This window comes from Acinetobacter sp. 226-1 (assembly GCF_030329325.1).
In the GTDB taxonomy this organism is placed as follows: domain Bacteria; phylum Pseudomonadota; class Gammaproteobacteria; order Pseudomonadales; family Moraxellaceae; genus Acinetobacter; species Acinetobacter sichuanensis.
The window spans coordinates 205,710-229,317 of sequence record NZ_JACANU010000001.1 but is presented as its reverse complement, the minus strand read 5'-3'; the positions used below and the strand labels follow the sequence as shown (position 1 = coordinate 229,317).

Sequence of the window (23,608 nt, the reverse complement as noted above, 5' to 3'; positions counted from 1 at the left end):
GCAGCCAAATAAGCGCTGATCGCCACTCAATCCAAGATAAAAAACACAAAAAATCAGACATCCTTACTATAGATATTTTATAAGGTATAATCCTGAAATGAATATTAAAATGAAAGTTTTGTTTTGTTTGCAAATAATGCCATACACTGACTTATAGAAAGTTAGCACTCAATTGATTATTTTTGTTTTTAATTCTGATAGATATTACACATTTTATTGATTTGACTGATCTTACATCTTCTCACCAAACTGCTTATTTTATTTATCATGAACATACTAAAAGAATAAAGTCTTTGTTCAGACTTGTTTGTTTATATAGATTTTAAAACATCTCCCCTTGTTACGCATTTTTGCTGCTCAGCTTTAAAAAGAGAAGCATTCTACAAGGGGAAGATTCAAAAACAATTTACATGTTTGATCACATGCTTAGTCACGTGTTTTTACATCATATAATTCAATTTCAAAAATCAAATTTGAGTTTGCAGGAATAATATTACCCATTTTACGCTCACCATAAGCCAAGTGTGCAGGCACGATCAATTTACGTTTTCCACCCACTTTCATTCCAATAATACCTTGATCCCAACCTTTAATCACACGACCTGTACCGATCACAGTTTCAAAATAGTTACCACGATCTAGTGACGAATCAAATTTAGTTCCGTCTTCTAACCAGCCTGTATAATGTGTTGTAATTAAAGCACCTTTTACTGCTTCTTTACCTTCACCAACCACTAAATCAATGATTTCTAACGCTGCTGTCATGTCTTTTACTCCACTTTCACTTTCGATTAGGTCTACATTTAAATTGGACTGTATTTAAATGCAGTTTTACTGTAACTGTGTCCACTCAATCAATGCTTGAGCATTGTCACCGATGAGTGTCCATTCACCATCCATCACATTGAGCTGTAACTGCATCGTGCGCTCACATAATTGTTGAATCGCTGTCGTTGTTGCTTCTGACAGTTGCCATACTTGCACATTGGATAAGGTTTTGAGCTTTGAACTACGTTTATACCATTCTGCAACTGCTGAACCATAAGCAATTACAGCAACATCTTTACAACGTGCTGCTGCTTTTTTAACTTTATCTTCGTCAGGTAAACCGACCTCAACCCATTTTACCAACTGCCCTGTCAAATCTTTTTCCCACAATGCAGGCTCATCAGTTTCAAATAAATCTTTAGTAAATACCAATTGTTCATCAGCAAAACGTGCAAATGCCAAAACCCGTACCATCAAACGTTCAATCGTTTCAGATGGATGTAGCGCCATCGTCAATTGATAATCGCCATATTGATGTACATCCATATTGGCAATATTTAAATCTACTTTATAAATAGTTGCTTTAAGCGCCATAATCCGTCCAAAAATCAAGTTCTAAAATATGGCGCTCAGTCTATAAGATTTTGCATTGGATTACTGCGCTTTTTCCAAGGAATCAATACGACATTTTAAAAGTGCAGTTTCAAAGCTTTCCCAATCTTGATCTTGTTGAGTAATCATTTCAACACGGTTATCTAGTCCTTCTTCGGTTGACTTATAATTTAAATCTTCGGGATTAAAATTGAACACCATCCAACCTTGATTAGTATTAAAAATACCTTTGATTCTTAACCAATTTTTCTGATCACATAACACATCTAGCACATCATAAAAATCAAACTGCCAACGTTTAGAAAACTTCCAACCTGCAACCGTATAACCATTGGCACTTTCAACATAATGGTAAGGGAGCTGTTTAATTACAGGTAACGCTTCTGTGCGATTTAACTGTTTTTGGATATGAATCAAAGGCACGATTTTTCGTTGTATCCCTTGATGAGGTAGGTCAATTTGCACCAGTTGAATATTCCCTTGTTCCGACATGAGCCACTGTTGTACATCAGCCAAATACTCATTTTTGAATTGTGCTAAAACTTGTTGATCATTTTCTGACATGCTGTCTTGATGTGAAACCACAACAATCTGTGCAGCTTTCAGTTGATCTTGATATAAATCTTGCTTAACCCATGCTGCATCATGCAAACGTGAACCGTCGATCACCGTAACCAACGCTCGCATATCAATTTGAGTTTGCCAATGTGGTTCTGTTAATTGTTCTAGAAGTTGGGCAGGATGCCCCAAACCCGTAGGTTCAATAAATAAACGATCTGGTTGTTTTTCTTGAATCAAACGTGACAATGCAATTTGCATAGGCAATTGGCTGCTGCAACACAAACAGCCTCCCAATAATTCTTTTACTTCAAAACCTTGAGCATTCGGTAAAAGTTGCTGATCTACACCAATTTCACCAAACTCATTCATTAAAATTGCCCACGTTTCATTTTCAGGTTTTTGCTGTAAAAGTTGCTGCAATAAAGTGGTTTTTCCTGCACCTAAAAAACCAGAAATAATATGTGTTTTTACCGTTGCAGCAGGAATAATTTTCATGGAGCATGCCCAATCTATCAATAATATTAAAAGTTAAATCTTAGTTTAGGGTTTATTGTGCAAGTATTCATATAAAGAATTTATGAAAATAGACATATACATGCTAAGCCAATCATTTTTTTGATAAAAAATCTATTTTTAGCATTTCTCATTTTAAACAAGTAATTGATTATTATAAATATTAATTTAAATCAAATATTTTTTATTTTTTAAATAAATTTCCCTAAATCACTCAATTTTTCTTTTTTTGTTTCTCATTCGTAATTTTATAGATTATTTTTTAATCATTTTTTAATATTTTCACACATTTTAAGCATACAAAATGAAGAATTTTTCACAAGAATTACACAAAAATTGGCGCTTTATGTCCATTACGTAACTCAAACTGTTTTCCTTTGTTCATAAGGTTGCCTAAAAGTAGTTCACCGCTTAGCATGATTTTCGTCCACTAGTGATTGTTGTCACCTAGCAATTTATCAATCAATACAGACAACGCAATAAATCACGGACTATTTTTTAATGAATAAAGGATGCCAAATATGAAACTCGTTAAAACACTTTTAGCTACAACTTTTGCTTTAACTGCTGCAACTGCTTCTTTTGCTGCGACGGCTGAACAAGCGGCTGATGAAGCTGAAAAAGTAGTGGTTTCAACTCAAGAATCTGCAACAACTGAGGATGCTTCTGCGGCAGCTCAACCTTCTTCTGAACAACCAGCAACAGAAAGTGCTGCTGAAGGCACTGCACCAGCAGCACCTCAAGCAAATCAATAATTAACTTCACTCCCTCTGAAGAGCAATACGGTTAAGTCAGTTGTAGAGACTGAACCAATGAAAAAGACCAGATCAAGCTGCGATCTGGTCTTTTTCTTTTTTGATTTATATAAATTTAATGATCTCAATGAGAATGCTGATTAATGAATGGTGATTTCATAATTAAAGTTTTCTGCAAAACCCAAAGATTCACGATATTCAATCGGATCACCTTCAATGTTTTTAGCGATACGACACACTTGTACCAAAGCATCAGATTGTTGATTATTTAAATACGGATCTTGTAGATTTTTCTTAAAAGATAATTGCTCCGTTGCCGATGAAACAAATTGTCCGCATTTTTCATAATAAAATGGATAAAGTAAATTTGCGAAATCTTTTAATTCTAGCGTAGTTAATACTGTAAATAGGGTTTCTGGTAACCAAATCTTCTCGCTCAAGACCACTGTATTTTCATTCAAACGCACACGTTCAATATAAATCAAAGATGCTTGTTCATTCAGATTAAGCTTTTGATTAATTTCTGGAATCGCATCAACAACCTGTAATTTTTTAATTTCACCAATCGGTTGTACATCCTTGCCAAATTGATTACGCATGCGGAAAAAACGCATCAATGACGTAGCAAAGTTTGGCTGTCTTAGAAAAGTTCCTCTGCCTTGTAATTTAATCAACAAACCATCTTCTACCAAGCATTCAACCGCTTTGCGCACAGTCCCCACAGAGACACTGTACATACTTGCTAACTCTTGTTCAGATGGAATCGGTTCTTCAATCGTCCATTTTGACTGAACTAAAAGCTTTTGAATTTGCCAGCGAACCTGTTCATAACGAGGCAGCTTAAAATTTTTAAATGCATTTTCATCAAGCATTTGCATAACTATTACAAAATTTAGATTTGACAATCATAGCACATCAGCTTTTAATATAAACATTCAAACATATATATGTTTATATCTTTAAATGTATTTATGAGTCATAGACTGTCAAGGAGAGATGACAAATGACTATGCTTATTCTTGCTGCTTTAGCCATATCGATTGGCTTGGGCTATGTCACGAAAATCAATATCGGATTTTTTACGATTATTTTTACCTATTTAATCGGTTGTTTTGGTATGGGCTTAAAACCATCCGAAATTATTGAGCTGTGGCCTGTAAAAATTTTCTTTATTATTTTTTCTGTGACTTTGTTTTATAACTTTGCTCTTGCCAATGGAGCACTTGAAAAGCTTGCTAGTCATCTTCTCTATAAATGCCGTAAATTTCCGCAATTATTACCTTTAGCCGTTTTTTTTGCTTCAACCATTATTGCGGCTTTAGGTGCTGGTTTTTATACCGTTTTGGCATTTATGGCACCGATCACGTTGTTACTTTGCCGAAAAACCAATATGAGCATGATCATTGGTGGTATGGCAGTGAACTACGGTGCGCTTGCAGGTGCGAACTTTATGACCTCACAAAGCGGCATTATTTTTCGTAGTTTGATGGAAAGTGTCGGCGTTGACGCTGCAACTGGTTTTAGCTATGCCACAGGTATTTTTGTGGTGACATTGATCATTCCTATTGTGGTACTGGGTTTATATACCTTGTGGAACCGTAATAGTAATTCGATTCATATTGAAGACACTCAACCTGAAGCTTTTGATGACAAGCAAAAGAAATCTATTGCGCTCATCCTTAGCATGATGGCACTCGTATTGATCTTCCCAATTTTAAATTTATTGATGCCAGATCAACACACTATTGCCTTCTTAAATTCAAAAATTGATATCGGCTTTATTGCGATTATCTTTGCCTTGATCAGCTTATTTATGAAATTGGCTGACGAGAAAAAAGTCATGGCGCTCGTTCCATGGAACACGCTCATCATGATCTGTGGTGTAGGGATGTTAATCGCACTCGGTGTCAAACTTGGTGTCATCACTCAACTCTCTGACTGGTTAGCAAATAACGTTCCTGTTTGGCTTATCCCAATTCTAATTTGTTTAATCAGTGCTGTTATGTCTGTTTTTTCAAGCACTTTAGGTGTGGTTGCACCGACGCTTTTCCCAATTGTACCTGCTATTGCGCTTGCTTCTGGCTTAAACCCACTTGTCCTTTTCCTTTGCATCGTTGTTGGTGCTCAAGCTTCCGCCATCTCCCCGTTTTCGTCTGGCGGAAGCTTAATTTTAGGATCAGCTCCTGCTGATGTCGATAAAAATCAACTCTTTAATCAGTTGCTATTTAGAGCTGTTCCCGTTGGTTTAGTCGCTGCCTTAATTGCTGTACTTATTCTTAAATTTGTAATGTGAGATAAAAATGTTTGCTGTTGATACACATGCCCATGTATTTTCAAAAAATGATCCTTGTATCGCAACTGCACGCTATACACCAGATTATGATGCTTCTGTAAGCGAATATATTGCGCATTTGGATCAACACCAACTCACCCATGGTGTTTTGGTACAACCCAGTTTTTTTGGCACAGATAATCGTGTAATGCTACAAGCTATTGCACAATATCCTGATCGCTTAAAAGGTATTGCTGTTGTTGATCATGTGATTCATATCAACGAATTAATTTTGCTCAATCAACAAGGTATTGTTGGTATTCGTTTAAATCTGTTTGGCAAAAACTTACCGAATTTTTCAGACAAAGCTTGGAATACATTATTTAATCATTTGTCATTCATGAATTGGCAAGTTGAATTACATGCTCCACCTGCATATTTAGTTCAAATTTTACCGATTTTACGCTCTTACCAACTCAATGTTGTGATTGATCATTTTGGTCGTATTGACCCAATAAAAGGCATACAAGATCCTGATTATCAAGATTTTTTAAATATGTTGGATGTCAATCAACATTGGATTAAAGTATCTGCTTTTTATCGACTTGGTCAATTTCCTGAAAATATTGATGTTGCAAGCCAAGCTTTTGCTTTATTGAAAGCAAAAGGGCTTCTACATAAATTAGTCTGGGGAAGTGATTGGCCCAATACACAACATGAGTCAAAAGTATCTTATGCATCAGTGGTTGAAGCTTTTCATAAAATTGTTCCTGATGAACAAGAACGTCAACAAATTTTAGGTCAAAATGCACAAAATTTATATGCATTTGAAACTAAAAACGATTCAATTTAAGCATGAATGCACAATCTTCATATTGAATTGAGTGGTTGGGCTGCTTTGATCTTATAGAAAAATAAGGTCAAAACAGTCAAAATTGCGCAAATTAAATATGTCGCTGAATAACCGAGTTTTGCAATTAAAATCCCTATACAGACTGACCCTAAAGCCATTCCCAAATCAAATAAAGTAAATAGTGTCGCAATCGCATGTCCCATTCGAGCCTTAGGCACGGACTGAATCGCAATCGTTTGAAAACATGGAAATAATGAACCATAGCCTATACCAATAAATACCGCAGCAAGCCATAAAACCCATTGATTAGACATAAAGCTCATGATTACTAGACCGATCGCAAAGCAGACCAATGAAGGATAAACGATAAAATTTGCGCCTCTTTGATCAAAAAGTTTACCAACCCAAGGTCTGACCACCATCATTGATGCCGCAAAAATGACAAAAAATAAACTTACATAAGAGAATAAATGTTTTGATTCAGCATACGCTGCAATAAAACTCATCACACTTGAATAAGCAAAGGCTGTCAGCAGTGCGACAAAAGCGATAGGAATGACTTTAAACTCAATTAAATCATGAATAGACAACACAAATTTTTTAGTTTTTTCGACTTGTATTAACTCAGGCTGCTTTGGTATAGGAATAAGCAAACAAAATATAAACCCGATACAAATAATGAATGTAAGCAACTGAAATAGAAAATTAAAATCGGAGTATTGTAAGACTGTTAAGGCAATAAAAGGACCCAAAACAACCGCTAAATTAATCGACATGACATAATATCCCATGCCCTCACCCTTGCATCGCTCAGGAATAAACTCATTGGCAATAGGCACCGCAACGGTCGTTAAAATGCTAAACCAAATCCCATGTAAAAAGCGCAGTCCTAATAAAATCCATAAACTATCAACCCATAAATAAGTAAAAGCAAATAGCATAAAGAAAAAAGCAGACATTCGAAAAACTTGCTTTTGCCCGATTTTTTGAATAATTAAACCTGAAAAAGGTCTTACAGCAATTGAAGAAAGTAAAAATAAAGTTAAACCTAAACCCGCCTCTTGGATTGAGCCTCCTAAAGACTGCATAATATACACAGGCAATATTGTTAAAAAAGCAAAATAATAAATAAATAAAAATAAATTATTTAAAATACATAAAATAAAATTACGATTCCATAAGGGCAAATCTCCCCCTATGATCAAATCATTTTGAAGTTTATTCATTAATTTTTGACTCCTGTAACCACTGAGCAGGAGCTAAAACCAACTTCACTAAATGCTGAATATACTCAATATTTGGTCTTTGATTGAAGAAAATAATTTGATAATGAATAGGTGCATATAAAGTATCAAGCATTAACTCAAAAGGATAATTTTCCTGTAATTCTTGACGTCGAATTGCCACTTGAATGAGCTTATGCGTTTCTTCACGACGAGGTCTTAGATATTGTTTAAAAAACTCACCTGCCGCTTCACGATGCTCTGCCAATACGACCAATAATGCTCGTCCCAAGGCATGATCTAAAGCATGACTCAGCTTTAACAATTGTTGCTCTAAATTCATTGCTAAACTTAAAGAAAAATCCATTTCAAAAATCGATGCAGTATGTGCTTTAAAAGCATCGAAAACTAAATCAGACTTATCTGCTCACCAACGATAAATTGTTGACTTTCCTACACCAGCACGACGAGCAATATCTTCGATTGTTAAGCTGCGATAGTCCTGTATTTCTAAGATCTCAGTCACTGCATTAAAAATACATTGTTGACGACGCGAGACTTTTTCTGTTTCCTTCATCCTTACACCAAACGAGACGATACGTTTCGTTTCATTGTAAAAATTATTACTCTTTTCAATAAATACTTATTTTAATTAAGGTCAGTCTTAAAAACAATGAATGACCTAGAAAACTGACAATCAATCCTGAAAATGATTCACTTCCTGATGTACTTAAATTTTTCTAAAACTTCAATCAACCACTTTTTTATGATCACATAAAACAAAAAAAGCTTCCTTAAAGGAAGCTTTTATTCACAAAAACCTTTTAGTTATGTGATGATTTTTTATAAATGCTGCAAGATGGATGATGATTTTCTTGCAAACGCGCAACTTTACGATGTTCAGCAGCTTCAAAACGACAACGTTTCCAATCATTATCCAAATTTAATGATGGAATTTGTTTTGGTTTACCGTTTTCATCAACAGCAACCATCGTAAAATAGCAACTATTTGTATGACGAACTGAACGTTTTTGAATATTTTGCGCTTCTACACGTATTCCAATTTCCATCGAAGTACGTCCCACATGGTTTACACTTGCTAGAAATGTAACTAATTCACCCACATGGATCGGCTCTTTGAAGTTCACTTTATCCACTGAAAGCGTAACCACATAACTACCAGAATAGCGACTTGCACAAGCATAAGCGACTTGGTCAAGTAACTTTAAAATGGTACCTCCATGTACATTACCAGAAAAATTTGCCATGTCAGGCGTCATCAAAATTGACATCGTTAATTCAGATTGGTCTTCTGTTGCAGGGATCATTTGATCGAGTGGTGACATTGTTTTCTTGACTCAGTGTTAAGGCAGGAGATATAGATCTATTATTATATATCTTTTCGATCAAAAAAAATGTTTAATTCGGCAATTGACCATTATCCTATATGATACTTTTTAAGTGAATCATTTATAAAATCTATAGTGAAATGATTTTTAAGTCATTTCTTTGCATCTACGACACATAACATTTCAGCAACCACATGATCATAACTTAATTGAGCTGCCATATTTGACTGTGCTTGTATGGCATAAGAATGATCTGCGTTGATTTTAGTCACGACAAAAATCATATCTAGATGTGTTGCTAATTTTACCTGTTGCCCAACGAACATTGCTTTCATTTTCTATAACCTAATCTCTGGCATCATAAACAATGCTTATAACTTTTAAGTATAACACTCAAGATTATAACTATATTTATCCGATGATTAAATTTAAATAAATGAGTTCAATATTAATTTTGGACACTATATTCATCAAACTCTTCGCTTTGCAGCGCTTTATTTTTAATTTTCAATACTGCTTTGATATCATTTAAACGCTCATTTGCAGCATCTTGCCCAACTTTCATTGTATATTCACGAGTTTTCACATCAAAAATATGAGCTTTTTCACGTAAATCAGGCTGAATAACAATATCTGCATTTTTCAGTTCATCTGCTGCTAAATGATTTTGCATAATATTAATGTTTTGGTTAAATAACCCCCACACATTACTTGTTTCAGTATATACAGGCTGAGCTAAGATATTGACTGCAATCACAATATCCGCACCTAATTCTTTGGCAACATCTACAGGCACTGGGCTGACTAAGCCACCATCCACATATTCTTCGCCACCAATTACAGTCGGAATAAACATACTTGGTATTGATACTGAGGCACGTACTGCTTGTCCCGTATTTCCATAATTAAAAACAACTTTATGACCATTTTTTAATTCTGTTGCTACAACATACATAGGTATTTTCATCTGTTCTAAAGGCTGATTTTGGACTTGCGTATTAATAAAATCTTCAACCTTTTGACCATCAAAAAAACCTTTTAAGCCAATTTTAAACTCACGTACATCTTTAACTTTTAAATTTAATGCAATATCACGTAATTCTTGTGCAGATTTACCACTTGCATAGAGTGAACCTACAATACTGCCTGCACTTGTTCCCACAATAAAATCAGGTTTAATACCTTGTTTTTCTAAAACTTCAATGACACCAATATGAGCATAGCCTCGTGCTCCACCACTGCCTAAAACAAGCGCAACAACAGGTTTATGATGAATATTTTTAAACTTATAAAAACTATATTGTAGCTGTGAGCTTGCCACTGATGGAGACGAAATTTTAGCTACAGGATGTTCTGATGGTGTCGTTTGACAAGCCATCAACATAAAGCCACACAAAAGCCATAAAGTTATTTTTTGCATAGAAATAGACATCTCACTTTTGTATATATCAGAGCACAGACTCACAAAAAAATCTGTTATTTTTTCTGTCACATTTTATCAGTATAATCTGAAAAGAATCTTGTTTTAAATTGAATAGAATATTAACAAAACAAATAAAACTAAAAACACAATAAAAATAATAACTTATAATATTGAATTAAAACCTTTGATTTTAAAATAAAAAAGCTGATTTTTAATCATCAGCTTTTTTACATCTCATTTATTTTTAAGCAAAAAACTTAAGAATAACTTGAATCACTGTTGCATTAATTAAATCGACAAAGAAAGCACCACATAAAGGTACAATCAAAAATGCTTTATGTGAAGGACCATACATATTGGTAATTGCCTGCATGTTTGCAACAGCCGTTGGTGTTGCCCCCATACCAAAACCACAATGACCCGCAGCAAGCACCGCAGCATCATAGTTTTTACCCATAACACGGAATGTCACAAACGCAGCATAAAGTGCCATCGTCAAGGTTTGTGCTGTTAAAATCACCACCAATGGACCAGCTAAATCTGCTAATTGCCATAATTTTAGTGATAATAATGCCATAGCCAAATATAATGAAAGTGCAGCATTACCAAATACATCAATCGCACGATCAAACATATTAATGCGTAGTACACTTTCTAGAACATTACGTAAAATAACACCACCACCAAGCGCCCAAACAAATGTTGGCAACTCAAACCAATGACCTTTACTAAAGCCAGTCATAAATTCAGCAAAAGCCAAACATGCAGCAAACAAACCTAACGTCGTAATCGCATTATCTGCTGTGATTAAACGAACTTGTTGTGGATACTCAAAAGGAACATATTCACCTAATTCAGATTCGCTTTTAACTTGCTGATCTGTATTATTAATTTCTTGGTTTGTTTTGGGGCTAGATAATTGATATTTATTAATCAACAGTTTAGCTAATGGTCCACCAATAATCCCACCGATGATTAAACCAAATGTCGCACTTGCCATACCCAATGCTAATGCGCCTTGAATACCATGCTGTGTTTCTAAAATCTCACCCCAAGCCCCTGCTGTACCATGACCACCTGTTAATGTAATTGAACCTGCGATCAAGCCAATAAGAGGGTCTAAACCCAGCACAGAGGCTAAACTCATCCCGACAAGGTCTTGCACAATAATAAATGATGCGACACAGACAAGGAAAATAACGAGCCCTATTCCGCCTTCTTTGAGTTTTGCAAAATTAGCACTTAGACCAATTGAAGCAAAGAACACCAACATAAAACTGGTTTGTAACTCGCTACTTGTCGTAATGCTATAACCAAATAGATTATGCACAATTAATGAAATTACGGCTGCAACCAAGCCCCCTGCTACAGGTTCTGGAATATTATATTTGCGTAAAAAATCAATCTTGTTCACTAAGAAACGCCCAAGTAGCAGTACAATGACTGCTGCTATCAGCGTATAGAAAGCATTAAAAGTAAATTCCATCATTATTTCCATTTAATCTAGGTGATACTTTTTGTTCTATAGTCTTATGTACTCTAAAAAGAGAACGCATTTCAAAAGTAATGAAAAACTATACAACGAAAAGAAATACAGAATAAAACTTATTCTGAATTACGCTTGGATCATGAATTGTGGCTGTATTTCTAAATAGATAAAAATACAGTATGGAAATCTGAAGTATGGTTTATAGATCATATGTATTCCTTCTATCATTGATAAATTGATAATTTCATCAAACCTTAGAATTACAGCCTATCCAAAGGGATAACCTCATGAATAAACTGAATCTACAGCACTAATTATTAATTAATACTGTATAAAAATCGCTTTAAATAACGTGTTTAATAAGCAATTCTAAAAAGATGCAACATTATGCAGAATTTCAAAAAAATATCTGCTTTTTTTTACAATTTTATGAGCAATTCAACCTTATTATTAGACTAAAGTTATACTTAAAAAGTATTTTGATTGTTTTTGATACAAAAATAAAGTGTATATTTTTTAGTGATATGTAAACAAAAACTGAGGCTACAAGCGCCTCAGTTTTTACTATTTATTGATTTATGCTAAAAGCTTAGAAATCGTATTTAGCCATTACGCCTAAACGACTGTCACGACCTTTTGCACCGCCTACAGTTTCACGTTCACCATAGACATATTCAGTACCAAAAGTGATTGGTTTTACTGGGCTATACATCACGTTTAACCAACCTTGCTGTAACTTTTCATTCGCATCAGCACCTAAAGTACTATCATCATAGAATGCTGCACCATAACCAATGGTACTACGAAGTTTAGGTGTGATTTTATAAGTTGCACCTACCGTCACAGCATCAATATCAGTTAACTCAATATCCGTTTTATTTGTTTCAACTTGATATGGGTTTTCTGTATACAGTAAGAAGAAATTATCACCTTTTACATGCGAATAATCACCAAATACTGTTAATTGTTCAGCAAGATTCAGTTTAGCACCCAAACCAACACCCCAACCAAACTCGGTTGCGTCATCAGCAGCACGTGCACGTACTTCTTGAATCAAAGCACGACCTGTTAACAAAGCAGTATCACCCAATTTATGGCTAATTTTTGCAGTTGCCGCAGGTAAACGGTTTTCGTCACGACCTTTTTCTAAACCAACAAAGTATTGAGTATTTGCGTCTAGTTTATCGCTATAACGAACCATTGGAGTACGTTTTGTTCCAATCCCTAATGGTGAGTTGAAATCTAACATTTCTGGCTGAGTTTCAGTTGATAAGAACGATGATGTCGTTTGACCAAATAACCAATTGTTATAGTTTAAGTAAGCATGACGAATACGAACGGTGTCACCTGAACCACGGAAATCAATCTCGATTTTACCGCCAACATCTGCACCTTGAACGGGTGCTTTAAAGTCTAAACCAATACGTGATGTTGCGGCTGTGCTGTAAAGGCGATCATCATTTTTTTCATCGCCTGCTTTATTAAGATCAACCTCATTGATACGGTTAAAAATACCGTCTCCACCTTTTGCTTGATAAGAAGCATCTGCACGGACAAAACCGTAAAGGTTAACGTCTGCGCCCGCTTTTGATTTTAACGATGCTAATGGTGACTGTGGTGCAGCAGGTTGAGATGCGACTTCTTGTAATTTAACTTGTTGCTGTTGTTGTACTTGTTGCTGTTGTTGTACTAAAGCTTTTAAAGCTTCTACTTCTTCACGAAGTTGTTTAATTTCCTCTTGATCAGATGTTGCTGCGTTTGCTGTAGTAACCATTAATGCAGTTACTGTTAGGGCTAAGCTTTTCAAAACAAATGTTTTACGGTTGAGGAATAGACCCATGAAATACTCCTAGTCTTTAATCATGTTGTGCATCCGTGCAAAAATTGATTGAATCACCCCTATATAATGTTGAAGCAATCAATATTTTTGTTTGTTGGCAGCAATCATTTCTCAACTTGCTCAACCAACATATGCACCTTTGCTTTATTTGTTAAATTATGAAAGCGTTGAAACTTAGTTAAAACATAAAAGTAACATTATATGTAAAAGAATTACACATCTGTAATCTATCTTAACTCAACAACTTTATTAAAATCAGTTTTACCGAATAAGATATTCTTTTCAATTCTTTTTTTAGATTAACTTTTCAATTTTTGTTATATATTCTTACATTTATCATTTTGAATTATTTTTATTTTCCAAGCATATACGACTAATGTCTATATTTTGAAAAGTCTATTTAGCAAAACAATATGGATATTTTATGAACCCTGAACAAATTAAATATGTTGATGAAGCCATTACACAACGTCATTCTGTACGCGCTTTTTTAAATCGACCAGTCGAACAAGAGACTATTTTAGATATTTTAAATGTTGCTGCACGTTCACCATCAGGAAGTAACACCCAACCTTGGAAGGTCTATATTGTCACAGGTGAAAAACGAGAACAGTTAATTCAACACGTCTGCCAAGCACAAATTGAACAGTTTCTTCATCCTGAACAAGACAGCAAATACCAAGAAACTTTTGCTTATTATCCTGAAAAATGGGTTTCCCCTTTTATTGAGCGTCGTCGTGAAAATGGTTGGGGACTTTATGGTCTACTCAACATCCAAAAAGGTGATAAAGAAAAAATGGCAGCACAGCTTTTACGTAATTTTCAACTTTTTGATGCACCTGTAGGATTATTTTTTACTGTTTCTAATGCAATGGGCATTGGCGCAAAAATGGATATCGCCATGTTCATGCAAAATGTCATGGTTGCTGCCAAAGCACGAGGACTAGATACTTGCCCACAAGCGGCATGGAACCATTTTCACAGCATTGTGTTAAATGTTTTAGATGCTCCTGAACATGAAGAACTGGTTTGTACTATTGCTTTAGGCTATGCAGACCCAGATGCTATTGTAAATAATTTTATTACACCGCGTGAACCCGCAGAAAATTTTTGTGTGTTTGTAAATTAAGTTTATTTTGAGCCAAGAGCTTTGTTGCAGTTGAACATTGCTCTTGTATTGATGCCCTTGTATTGATGCGATAGTACAGTGACTTTTAAACTTGTGACTGTAGTTTTAATTCTCGGCTGACCAAATAAATAGCAACACCACCTGCCAATGTAAAACCCAACATCAAAATACCCATATTTAAGACATGATTACCATATAAAAAGTTTAAAAGTATTCCGCCAATCAGACCACAGGTAAACTGCATACTTCCCATGATTGCACTGGCTGTACCTGCTCGTGCGCCTTGTTGAGACATTGCTAAAGCCATCGAATTAGGTCCTGTAAAACCAATCCCAGACACTGTCATAAACAAACCAATCATCACAACCCAGAGTGGCACATCTACCAATAACCCTGCGATCACAATAATAATAGAACCTGTAATTTGGCTTATTCCACCTAATTTTAAACGCTGTACAACTGAAAACTTAGCAGCTAATTTTTTATTTAAAAATGAAACAAATATGATACCTAGAGCATTTAGACCAAAGGCATAAGCAAAAAGTTGTTCATTTAAATGATATTGATCCATTAATACCGCAGCAGCCGAACCAATATAAGCAAATAACGCTGCACCTGTTAAACAACCTGCTAACATTGGTAAATGAAAACTTCGATCTTTAAAAATTGCCCCATACAATAAAAACACTTGGGTAAATGTTAAATTTAAACGGCGCTCAACAGGCAAGGTTTCTTTAAAGAAAAAATGCACACAAATAAAACACAGCATACCCACGAGCATTAAACATATAAAAACGTAATGCCAATCAAAAAAGTATAAAATCCATGCGCCTAAAGTTGGTGCTAGGACAGGAGCAACCCCCATCACCATCATCATACTTGCAAATGCTTGTGCTGAACCTTGTACATCCAGACGATCTCGAATAGCAGCTCGTGCCATGACCACACCTACACAACCGCCCAGTGCTTGCAAAACACGTACAGCAATGAGTGACCAATGATCATCAACTAAAACGCATAATAAACTGGCACAGGTAAAAAGTGCCATGCCAAAATATAAAGGTTTTTTGCGCCCAATTCGGTCACTAATTGGTCCATAAATGAGTTGCCCTAATGCCAGCCCAAAGAAATACGCAGGTAAAGAATTTGCTACTTGTTGCGTAGTCGCATTAAAGTCCTGCGCCATTTGTGGCAAAGCAGGTAAATACATATCAATAGATAAAGGTCCAAGTGATGTAAATAATGCGAGTAAAATTATCCAACCCGTAGAATATTGCTGCCCTGCGTTTTTTTGAGACATAGATATAAATAATTTAATGGCAAGAAATGCAGACAAGTGTAACGCTTGCATTGTATTATTTCTATTGCTGGATTAATTGAAATTTCACACGAAGTTTTTTATTTTTCAGACTTTATCAAAAAATGATGGACAAGGAAATCGCTTGAATACTTGGCTGAGTCGGCTTAGAAAAGCAACATATAATACCGCAATCATGTACAACTTACGCATGATTATTGCCTTTTCGGGAACTGCTTTTCTTCCTTATTTTCTAGGTCAGCAACATATGACCATTCCACTTACATTGGGCGTGGTTGCTGCAGGACTCAGTGATATTGATGATCGCTTTTCTGTGCGTATCATGAATTTACTCTACACTTATGTAGGTTTTTTCATCACTGCTGCCTCTATTCAATTATTATTTCCTTATCCAATGATTTTTGCGCTTGGCTTAATCGTCTCGTGTATTGGTTGGATTTTATTAGGTTCATTAGGGCGTCGTTATGCAACGATTTCCTATGGCTGCTTGGTGATCTCAGTTTATTCTATGTTAGGTGTAAATCTGTTTGAGCCTTGGTATACACAACCTGCGTTATTGGTGGTAGGCGCAGCATGGTATGGACTGATTTCTACCATTAGCTTTTTACTCTTCCCTATTCGTCCTGTACAAGACAAATTAGCTCAATGTTATAAATCTTTAGGTGATTTTCTATTTTCTAAATCTAATCTTTTTGATGTCGATATGACTGCTGACAGCTATCAACAAAGTATGATCAGTTTATCTATGGAAAATGGTAAATTGATTGGTATTTTTAACGACACCAAAACAGCACTATTAACACGCTTAAAAGGTGACCGTGGTCAAAGAGATACTCGTCGTAGTTTGCAATATTATTTTGTTGCACAAGATATTCATGAACGTGCTGACTCTGCTCATATTGACTATCAAAAACTCACCAAGATGTTTGAACATAGTGATATTTTATTTCGTTTTCAACGTATTTTATCGCTTCAAGGTAAAGCCTGTAAGGATTTAAGCGACAGCATTTTAAATCGTAGTACTTACCAACATAATTCACGGTTTCAACATGCATTTAAGAACTTAAGACAGTCTTTAGATAAACTGCGCCAAGACCCAAACTATGATCAAGTTTGGGTAAATGCTTTATTTTCGTTATATCAAAACTTAAAGTCGATTGATGCTCAGCTACAGAATGTTGAAACTGAAAGATATATTAGTCGTGATCAAAGTAAACATATTGAAAACCAACTTAAAGATGATGATCTAAAAGGTTGGGATGATATCGTCAGTCGCGTTAAACAGCATCTAACACCAGAATCAGTATTATTCCGCCATGCGATTCGTGTTTCTATTGTTCTATTTATTGGTTACGTTTTTGTCCAAGTCACACAAATTGAATATGGTTACTGGATTTTACTCACTGCACTTTTTGTCAGCCAACCGAATTTTAATGCCACCAAACGTCGTTTACGCTTACGTATTATTGGTACATTAGGAGGCATTATTGTTGGTTATGCGATTTTATCTTTTGTTCCTTCTGTCGAAGGTCAATTACTCCTGTTAATTATTAGTGGCGTACTATTTTTTGACTTGCGTAGTAAACAATATGCGCAAGCAACTGCATTTATTACGATTTTAGCACTGATCAATTTTAACTTAGATGGCTTAGGTTTTCAGGCTGCTCTGCCTCGTTTAATTGATACAGTATTAGGTTGTGCTTTGGCATGGTTTGGTGTCAGCTTTATTTTCCCAGATTGGAAGTTCCGTCGTTTACCACGCACCATTAATCGTTCTCTAGAAGCACAATGTCAATATCTAGCAGAGGTTGTCAGTCAGTATCACCATGGACGTAATAATGCATTAAATTATCGTGTTGTACGTCGTGCTGCACACAATACCGATGCTGAAGTCGCTTCACTCATTTCAACTTTAGCCACCGAACCTGATTTTGATCCGAGCCAAAAAACCTTGGCTTTTGAATTTTTGTGTCTAAATCATACTTTTATTAGTTATATTGCAGCCTTAGGTGCTCACCGCGAACAGATCCATGATCAAGAAATTCTCAGCTTATTAGACCAAGCCTTAGATAATATTCAAGGGGCATTATTACATGACGAAATGCCTGATTTAACCGCACATAATATGTTGCAAACCATTCGTTTACGTTTAAATCAGTCTGATGAAGATACATCACAATCATTGATTATTTTACAACAGCTTTCGCTCATGTTTAGTATTTTGAAACAATTAAGCACCTTAAAGCAAAGTTTAAGTCATGAACGTGATGATCAATCTACAGAATTAGCGTCACTCTAATAATGCAGCAGAATTGCTGCTATTTTGGTAGAATATACTCACGAATTGAACCCAATTAATGCTAAACTCTGTTTAGCTCTATCTCTTTCTTACTATTGACACTATGACTGCCAAGAATCTTTACGCTTATACCTTACAACCTGTTACTTATGAAGTCACAGAAGCTGAACAACGTCATGCTCAACTGATGATTTGGCGTAGTACCAATAAAATTGGCACAAAGGCATGGGCAATTATGGGTGCTATTGCAGCTTTATCTATACTTGGTCTTATTTTCATTAAAAACTATTCTACAGTTATTTTCTGGGTACTTTTAGCCTGTGTTGCGGTTTATCTTTTAGTCCGCAAATTTGGCTTAGAATGGTATGTTAAACGTAAAATGAATGAGTTCCCTGTTCAAGAAATTAAAGGGATTAAACTCGGAGTACAACCAAGCGGTATTGTTATGCGCCAAAAAATGGGGCTACAAGAAGGTGTCGGTACAATTGGCTGGAAAGATATTTACGAATGGTACAATACACCTGACTTTATGTTAGTTAACTTTAAAGTTAAAGGTCAACAAGGTGCTTATATCTTACCTAAGCGCATGGATAGTAAGAATTTTTCATTTGAAACTGTACGTAAACATTTAAATGAAACTGTAGGTGCAGCAAAAAATCTTTAAGTTATTTTCAGTATATGCCTCCTTTTTAGGAGGCTTTTTTATACTCATAATCTGAATGATAATGAGAATAAATATTATCATTAAATCCATTTTCTCTGCGTGTTCTTCAGTTATAATTCTCCCACTTAAACTCTCTCTTCAACACGCATGTTTAAAAAAATACTTTTCCAACTGCATTGGTTTTTTGGCATTACCGCAGGTCTGATCCTTGCAATTATGGGTGTAACAGGTGCTATCTACTCTTATGAGCAACCTATACAAAAACTCATTAATCCTGACAGCTATACAGTTAAAATAGAAAACCGAGCAAAATTAACTCCGACAGAGATTTTTCAACATTTTCAGTACACACAACCTGAAATGAAGATTAATAGCATCACGATTGATCAGGCACCTGAAGCTAGCTCAAGCATTAATATTGAAAAAGAAGGTGCGCGTAAGGGCTTTAATATTATGATTAATCCCTATACAGCAGCAGTTTTACCTGATATTCAAGGACGTGAATTTTTCCAATTTATTCAAAAGCTGCATCGTACTTTAACGATGGGGGATTTAACAATTGGCGATTTCACTATTAAAAATTTTGGTAAACAATTAACAGGTGCTTCTACCCTTATTTTAATTTACTTTATTTTAAGTGGTTTATATCTACGTTGGCCTAAAAAGCATTCTGTTAAACAATGGTTAAGTATTAAGCCTAAACTTAAAGGGCGAAATTTTCTTTGGGATTTACATGCTGTTGTTGGAACATGGGTGGTCATTTTCTATTTACTGCTTGCTTTAACAGGTTTGTATTGGTCTTATGACTGGTGGCGTAGTGGTATGTTCAAAGTATTAGGTGTTGAACAACCCAAACCTGAAATGCAAGCGGATAATAAAACTAAAGGTCTTAATCAATCTAAACAAAAAGATCAGCATGAGCAAAAATCTCATCAAGATCGGTTAAATCCAGCACAAATTAACTTAGCACTGACACAAACATGGCAAGGACTGCATACACAACTCAAACATGATTATTCTTCTATCACCTTGTCTGTGCCTAAAAAAGCAGATGGTTTACTTGAAGTATCGTTTGTTGACCCTATTCCACAACATGAACGTGCGCGCAACAAAGCGGTTTATGATTATCAACAACATCAAATCAAAAAAATTGAATTATATGCCAATAAAAAACTCAATGAAAAAATTATGAGTAGCATGCTGCCTGTGCATCGTGGCAGTTTTTTTGGACCAATTTATCAATTCTTAGTCATGCTTGCTGCACTCTGTATGCCATTATTTTTTATTACAGGATGGATGCTTTATCTCAAACGTCGTAAACAAAAACAACTTACTTTAGCAGCTCGTCAACATACAACCACAACAACTATAGATCCAAATGCAACACCTTGGTTAATTAGTTATGCATCGCAAACGGGTGTTTCTGAACAACTGGCTTGGCGTACTGCAACAAGTTTAAAAGCTGCACATCAACCCGTTACGGTTAAGGCTTTGCAGCATTTAAGTCTTGAAGATTTACAAAACTCAGCGCAAATTTTATTTGTTGTCAGTACATATGGCACAGGCGATGCTCCAGATTTAGCCGCAACTTTTGTAAAAAAATTCATGCAACAAAGTGTAGATTTAAAACAACTCAAATATGCTGTTTTAGCACTAGGCTCGAAAGAATATCCTGAAACTTATTGTAGCTTTGGGCATCAATTGGATGCTTGGTTACAGAAAAATCAAGCTCAAGCATTCTTTAAAACCATTGAAGTTGATAATGCCAATGCAGCAGACATTGAACGCTGGACAACTGCATTAGCAAAAATGAGCAAACTTGAGTTAAATGAGATGAGTATCCAAAAAGTTTTTGACCAATGGACACTCAAAAAGCGTGAATTACTTAATCCAAACAGTTTGGGCGCACCTGCTTATCATCTCGAATTACAAGCAGAGCATCCAGTGTTATGGCAAGCAGGTGATATTGCAGAAATTCAAACTGGAAATAGCCTCACAAGAATACAAGCATTTTTAGATAAATATCATATTTCTGCTCATACCTCTGTTGATGGCTCACAACAAAGTATTCAACAAACCCTTTACCATCGAGATTTAACAGGAGAAATTGAACCTTTTGCCAATATGCAACATTTATTGGAACAACTTCCCCTACTTCCTACCCGTGAATATTCCATCGCAAGTATTCCATCACAACACGTTGTACGATTAGTGATACGCCAACAAACCAATGCTCAAGGTGAATTAGGCTTAGGTTCGGGCTGGTTGACTCAACACTGTCAATTAGGCGATCAAATTGCGATGCGTATTCGTACCAATGAAGCCTTTCATTTAATCGCAGATAATCGACCTATTATTTGTATTGGTAATGGCACAGGTATTGCGGGTTTAATGAGTCTAATTCATAGTCGTGTACGCCTAAATTACTTAGAAAATTGGCTTATTTTTGGTGAACGTCAACAAGCTCATGACTTTTTCTTTAAAGCGACCTTACAAGCTTGGCAAACGACAGGTATGCTGAAAAAATTAGATTTAGCTTTTTCTCGTGATCAAGAAGAAAAAATTTATGTCCATCATAAATTACGTGAACAACAAGAAACCGTTCGCACTTGGGTTCAACAAGGTGCAATTATCTATGTTTGCGGTAGTATCCAAGGTATGGCAAGCGATGTAGATCAAGCACTCATTGATATTTTAGGTGAAGATCAAGTGAATGAACTACGTGAAACAGGTCGCTATAAGCGTGATGTATATTAATTCAAACGTATAATTTTCCATTGAAAAAAACCGAGTTAAATTGCTCGGTTTTTTATTAACTCAACTTTTTACAATTTCAAAACGGATAGAAAAATTAATTTGCTAAAATATCGTCTATATTTATCTAATATACTGAAAATCATGGCAATTAAATTCTCTATTTTCCTACGTTGTATTTTATTTATTGTAGGTCTTATTTTATTCTTAGATGGCTTTATTTTAATTCTACAAAATAAAATTCACTTAGGTACAGTTTTACCTTTGATCATTGGATTATTTGTTATTTTCTATACAGTTTTTTATCAAAAAATCCAAAAAATATTGCAGCAACACAAAAAAATTAAAAAAATCTGGCAATTCGGTTGGATATGTTTCAATCTTTGGCTTATTAGTTTGTTTATATTTTTTAGTTACTTACAACTTAATACCCAATCAAAACAAAAAATTCCACAAGTTGATGCAATTATTGTACTAGGTAGTGGCATTATTCAAGGTCAACCTTCGCCAACACTGGCTTTACGCTTAGATGCCGCAGCAGAAGTAGCACAACAACACCCTAAAGCATGGATTATTATGAGTGGTGGCTTAGATTATGGTGAAACCAAGACTGAAGCTGAAGCCATGGCGACTTATTTACAAGAAAAATACCACATTTCAGCACACAGAATTTTAAAAGAAGACCAAAGCACCAGTACGGAACTCAACCTAAAAAATAGCCAAAATGTACTAAAAGCACATCAACTTGGTTTAAACTCAAAAATTGCAATTATTACCAGTGATTTTCATACATTACGTGCAAGTGCAATTGCACAAAAACAAGGTTACCAAGACATTGTCACTGTAAGTTCCAATACCCCTATTGAAACTCGCTACAATGCTTGGCTTAGAGAATACTTCGCTTATATTAGTGGTTGGTTACTACAAGAATATTAAATTTTTATTTTAAATACAGTTTAAGCCTTTAAATTAGGATTTGTCTAATGGTGAATCCTAATTTTACGTGGCAGAGGTAAACGGTTATTTTGGAATAAAGCAGGCTGTTCTATATATAAGCTATATAAATAATTCTTAATATCTATTAAAAACTTATTTCCAGATACTAAAATATTCTGCCCTTCAGGTGTCAAATCTATAGACAGTAAGGTATTATTTTCCATAATGAATGGGATCACTTGCTCAATAAAAGCAATTAAATCAATTTCTTTGATCGCATAACGTGCCCAATTATCTTTTATTAAGAGTTGCGACAAACTACGACTTTGCCAAACTGCAAATGCTTGTTGACCTGTTGGTGTTGCACAAAGCGCCCAACCTTCATCATATAAAGCGAATAACTTAGCTTGGTTTACAATTGTAGAAATAAATTGTTTGTATTGATCTTCAGCAGAAACAACGACTTTCTGAGAGTTCGACGCAGACTTGCGTTGATAAGGATTTCGCATATTTGTTTAATATAATTAAATTTGTTATGACCTAAGTATACAGGAAATCTATAAAATTTAAAAATAGAATACGAAAGATTAAATTGAGAATATGGTGGGCGCTGACGGGATCGAACCGCCGACATTCTGCTTGTAAGGCAGACGCTCTACCAACTGAGCTAAGCGCCCTGAGAAAGAAAATAGCAATGCTATTTTTATGAGATAAAGATGAATAAAGTAGAGTCTTTATAAATCTTGTATTTAACCTAATCTCAGGAATCAGGATAAATGGCGCAGCGGACGGGACTCGAACCCGCGACCCTCGGCGTGACAGGCCGATATTCTAACCAACTGAACTACCG

At 35.3% G+C, this 23,608-nt stretch carries 20 protein-coding genes, 1 tRNA gene and 1 pseudogene; 8 read left to right on the top strand and 14 right to left on the bottom strand.

Annotation, left to right across the window (positions count from 1 at the left end; genetic code table 11):
• Positions 1–426: 426 nt before the first annotated feature.
• From HX124_RS01105 to HX124_RS01095, 3 genes are all read right to left on the bottom strand, one after another.
• A complete protein-coding gene (locus HX124_RS01105; protein ID WP_107007450.1) occupies positions 427–765 on the bottom strand; it encodes an FKBP-type peptidyl-prolyl cis-trans isomerase in 339 nt (112 codons plus the stop codon).
• A gap of 66 nt (positions 766–831) precedes the next feature.
• The gene (locus HX124_RS01100) at positions 832–1,362 is read right to left on the bottom strand and encodes a YaeQ family protein (protein WP_107007449.1); all 531 of its coding nucleotides are present in this window, start codon (positions 1,360–1,362) and stop codon (positions 832–834) included.
• 60 nt (positions 1,363–1,422) lie between these two features.
• Positions 1,423–2,436, bottom strand: coding sequence for a CobW family GTP-binding protein (locus HX124_RS01095; RefSeq protein WP_286381686.1), 1,014 nt, complete (start codon positions 2,434–2,436; stop codon positions 1,423–1,425).
• Between the two features lie 539 nt (positions 2,437–2,975).
• Here HX124_RS01095 and HX124_RS01090 point away from each other — a divergent pair.
• Positions 2,976–3,209, top strand: a complete 234-nt coding sequence (locus HX124_RS01090) for a hypothetical protein (protein WP_286381685.1) — start codon at positions 2,976–2,978, stop codon at positions 3,207–3,209.
• 140 nt (positions 3,210–3,349) lie between these two features.
• Here HX124_RS01090 and HX124_RS01085 read toward each other — a convergent pair whose 3' ends face one another.
• Positions 3,350–4,081: a GntR family transcriptional regulator gene (locus tag HX124_RS01085; protein ID WP_286376389.1), complete on the bottom strand. Its 732-nt coding sequence runs from the start codon at positions 4,079–4,081 to the stop codon at positions 3,350–3,352.
• A gap of 131 nt (positions 4,082–4,212) precedes the next feature.
• On the opposite strand from HX124_RS01085, the gene HX124_RS01080 reads away from it, so the two are divergent.
• A complete protein-coding gene (locus tag HX124_RS01080) occupies positions 4,213–5,502 on the top strand; it encodes an SLC13 family permease (protein WP_286381684.1) in 1,290 nt (429 codons plus the stop codon).
• Positions 5,503–5,509: 7 nt separating this feature from the next.
• Positions 5,510–6,334: an amidohydrolase family protein gene (locus tag HX124_RS01075; RefSeq protein ID WP_286381683.1), complete on the top strand. Its 825-nt coding sequence runs from the start codon at positions 5,510–5,512 to the stop codon at positions 6,332–6,334.
• Positions 6,335–6,351: 17 nt separating this feature from the next.
• Here the strand turns inward: HX124_RS01075 and HX124_RS01070 are convergent, their stop codons facing one another.
• From HX124_RS01070 to HX124_RS01040, 7 genes and pseudogenes are all read right to left on the bottom strand, one after another.
• The gene (locus tag HX124_RS01070; RefSeq protein ID WP_286381682.1) at positions 6,352–7,560 is read right to left on the bottom strand and encodes an MFS transporter; all 1,209 of its coding nucleotides are present in this window, start codon (positions 7,558–7,560) and stop codon (positions 6,352–6,354) included.
• Positions 7,553–8,134, bottom strand: a pseudogene (locus HX124_RS01065) (TetR/AcrR family transcriptional regulator). The gene HX124_RS01070 and the pseudogene HX124_RS01065 overlap by 8 nt, the downstream one beginning before the upstream one ends.
• A gap of 247 nt (positions 8,135–8,381) precedes the next feature.
• Positions 8,382–8,903, bottom strand: a complete 522-nt coding sequence (locus HX124_RS01060; protein WP_107007442.1) for an acyl-CoA thioesterase — start codon at positions 8,901–8,903, stop codon at positions 8,382–8,384.
• Between the two features lie 155 nt (positions 8,904–9,058).
• Complete coding sequence (locus HX124_RS01055; protein ID WP_286381681.1) at positions 9,059–9,241, bottom strand: hypothetical protein; 183 nt, start codon at positions 9,239–9,241, stop codon at positions 9,059–9,061.
• A gap of 113 nt (positions 9,242–9,354) precedes the next feature.
• Positions 9,355–10,326 (bottom strand): patatin-like phospholipase family protein, encoded by a 972-nt coding sequence (locus HX124_RS01050; protein WP_286381680.1) that lies wholly within the window; start codon positions 10,324–10,326, stop codon positions 9,355–9,357.
• Between the two features lie 247 nt (positions 10,327–10,573).
• A complete protein-coding gene (gene gltS, locus HX124_RS01045; protein ID WP_286376277.1) occupies positions 10,574–11,815 on the bottom strand; it encodes a sodium/glutamate symporter in 1,242 nt (413 codons plus the stop codon).
• A gap of 592 nt (positions 11,816–12,407) precedes the next feature.
• On the bottom strand, positions 12,408–13,658 hold the full coding sequence (locus HX124_RS01040; protein WP_107007438.1) for a DcaP family trimeric outer membrane transporter: 1,251 nt from the start codon (positions 13,656–13,658) through the stop codon (positions 12,408–12,410).
• A 424-nt stretch (positions 13,659–14,082) separates the two neighbouring features.
• On the opposite strand from HX124_RS01040, the gene HX124_RS01035 reads away from it, so the two are divergent.
• On the top strand, positions 14,083–14,787 hold the full coding sequence (locus HX124_RS01035; RefSeq protein WP_286381679.1) for a nitroreductase: 705 nt from the start codon (positions 14,083–14,085) through the stop codon (positions 14,785–14,787).
• 85 nt (positions 14,788–14,872) lie between these two features.
• Here the strand turns inward: HX124_RS01035 and HX124_RS01030 are convergent, their stop codons facing one another.
• Positions 14,873–16,087 (bottom strand): multidrug effflux MFS transporter, encoded by a 1,215-nt coding sequence (locus HX124_RS01030; RefSeq protein WP_286381944.1) that lies wholly within the window; start codon positions 16,085–16,087, stop codon positions 14,873–14,875.
• Between the two features lie 142 nt (positions 16,088–16,229).
• Here HX124_RS01030 and yccS point away from each other — a divergent pair, with 142 nt between their 5' ends.
• The 4 genes from yccS to HX124_RS01010 all read left to right on the top strand — a co-directional run bounded on the left by yccS (position 16,230) and on the right by HX124_RS01010 (position 22,758).
• Entirely contained in the window at positions 16,230–18,404 is a 2,175-nt protein-coding gene (yccS, locus tag HX124_RS01025) for a YccS family putative transporter (RefSeq protein ID WP_286381678.1), read from the top strand.
• Positions 18,405–18,507: 103 nt separating this feature from the next.
• Positions 18,508–19,068 (top strand): SdpI family protein, encoded by a 561-nt coding sequence (locus HX124_RS01020; RefSeq protein WP_286376280.1) that lies wholly within the window; start codon positions 18,508–18,510, stop codon positions 19,066–19,068.
• Positions 19,069–19,215: 147 nt separating this feature from the next.
• The gene (locus HX124_RS01015) at positions 19,216–21,825 is read left to right on the top strand and encodes a PepSY domain-containing protein (protein ID WP_286381677.1); all 2,610 of its coding nucleotides are present in this window, start codon (positions 19,216–19,218) and stop codon (positions 21,823–21,825) included.
• Positions 21,826–21,972: 147 nt separating this feature from the next.
• Positions 21,973–22,758 (top strand): YdcF family protein, encoded by a 786-nt coding sequence (locus HX124_RS01010; protein ID WP_286381943.1) that lies wholly within the window; start codon positions 21,973–21,975, stop codon positions 22,756–22,758.
• Positions 22,759–22,802: 44 nt separating this feature from the next.
• On the opposite strand, the gene HX124_RS01005 is transcribed toward HX124_RS01010, so the two are convergent.
• Both HX124_RS01005 and HX124_RS01000 read right to left on the bottom strand, forming a co-directional pair.
• Positions 22,803–23,267 carry a DUF2750 domain-containing protein gene (locus tag HX124_RS01005; RefSeq protein WP_107007434.1) on the bottom strand — a complete coding sequence of 155 codons (465 nt, stop codon included), beginning with the start codon at positions 23,265–23,267 and terminating at the stop codon, positions 22,803–22,805.
• A 92-nt stretch (positions 23,268–23,359) separates the two neighbouring features.
• Positions 23,360–23,435: transfer RNA gene (locus HX124_RS01000), tRNA-Val, on the bottom strand.
• Between the last annotated feature and the right edge of the window lie 173 nt (positions 23,436–23,608).

Coding starts and splice junctions, on each gene's coding strand:
- HX124_RS01050 (WP_286381680.1), bottom strand. CDS start 10,326: ATGCAAAAAATAACTTTATGGCTTTTGTGTGGCTTTATGTTGATGGCT.
- HX124_RS01030 (WP_286381944.1), bottom strand. CDS start 16,087: ATGTCTCAAAAAAACGCAGGGCAGCAATATTCTACGGGTTGGATAATT.
- HX124_RS01035 (WP_286381679.1), top strand. CDS start 14,083: ATGAACCCTGAACAAATTAAATATGTTGATGAAGCCATTACACAACGT.
- HX124_RS01100 (WP_107007449.1), bottom strand. CDS start 1,362: ATGGCGCTTAAAGCAACTATTTATAAAGTAGATTTAAATATTGCCAAT.
- HX124_RS01080 (WP_286381684.1), top strand. CDS start 4,213: ATGACTATGCTTATTCTTGCTGCTTTAGCCATATCGATTGGCTTGGGC.
- HX124_RS01095 (WP_286381686.1), bottom strand. CDS start 2,436: ATGAAAATTATTCCTGCTGCAACGGTAAAAACACATATTATTTCTGGT.
- HX124_RS01075 (WP_286381683.1), top strand. CDS start 5,510: ATGTTTGCTGTTGATACACATGCCCATGTATTTTCAAAAAATGATCCT.
- HX124_RS01085 (WP_286376389.1), bottom strand. CDS start 4,081: ATGCTTGATGAAAATGCATTTAAAAATTTTAAGCTGCCTCGTTATGAA.
- HX124_RS01055 (WP_286381681.1), bottom strand. CDS start 9,241: ATGAAAGCAATGTTCGTTGGGCAACAGGTAAAATTAGCAACACATCTA.
- HX124_RS01015 (WP_286381677.1), top strand. CDS start 19,216: ATGTTTAAAAAAATACTTTTCCAACTGCATTGGTTTTTTGGCATTACC.
- gltS (WP_286376277.1), bottom strand. CDS start 11,815: ATGGAATTTACTTTTAATGCTTTCTATACGCTGATAGCAGCAGTCATT.
- HX124_RS01090 (WP_286381685.1), top strand. CDS start 2,976: ATGAAACTCGTTAAAACACTTTTAGCTACAACTTTTGCTTTAACTGCT.
- HX124_RS01060 (WP_107007442.1), bottom strand. CDS start 8,903: ATGTCACCACTCGATCAAATGATCCCTGCAACAGAAGACCAATCTGAA.
- HX124_RS01040 (WP_107007438.1), bottom strand. CDS start 13,658: ATGGGTCTATTCCTCAACCGTAAAACATTTGTTTTGAAAAGCTTAGCC.
- HX124_RS01105 (WP_107007450.1), bottom strand. CDS start 765: ATGACAGCAGCGTTAGAAATCATTGATTTAGTGGTTGGTGAAGGTAAA.
- HX124_RS01070 (WP_286381682.1), bottom strand. CDS start 7,560: ATGAATAAACTTCAAAATGATTTGATCATAGGGGGAGATTTGCCCTTA.
- HX124_RS01005 (WP_107007434.1), bottom strand. CDS start 23,267: ATGCGAAATCCTTATCAACGCAAGTCTGCGTCGAACTCTCAGAAAGTC.
- HX124_RS01020 (WP_286376280.1), top strand. CDS start 18,508: ATGACTGCCAAGAATCTTTACGCTTATACCTTACAACCTGTTACTTAT.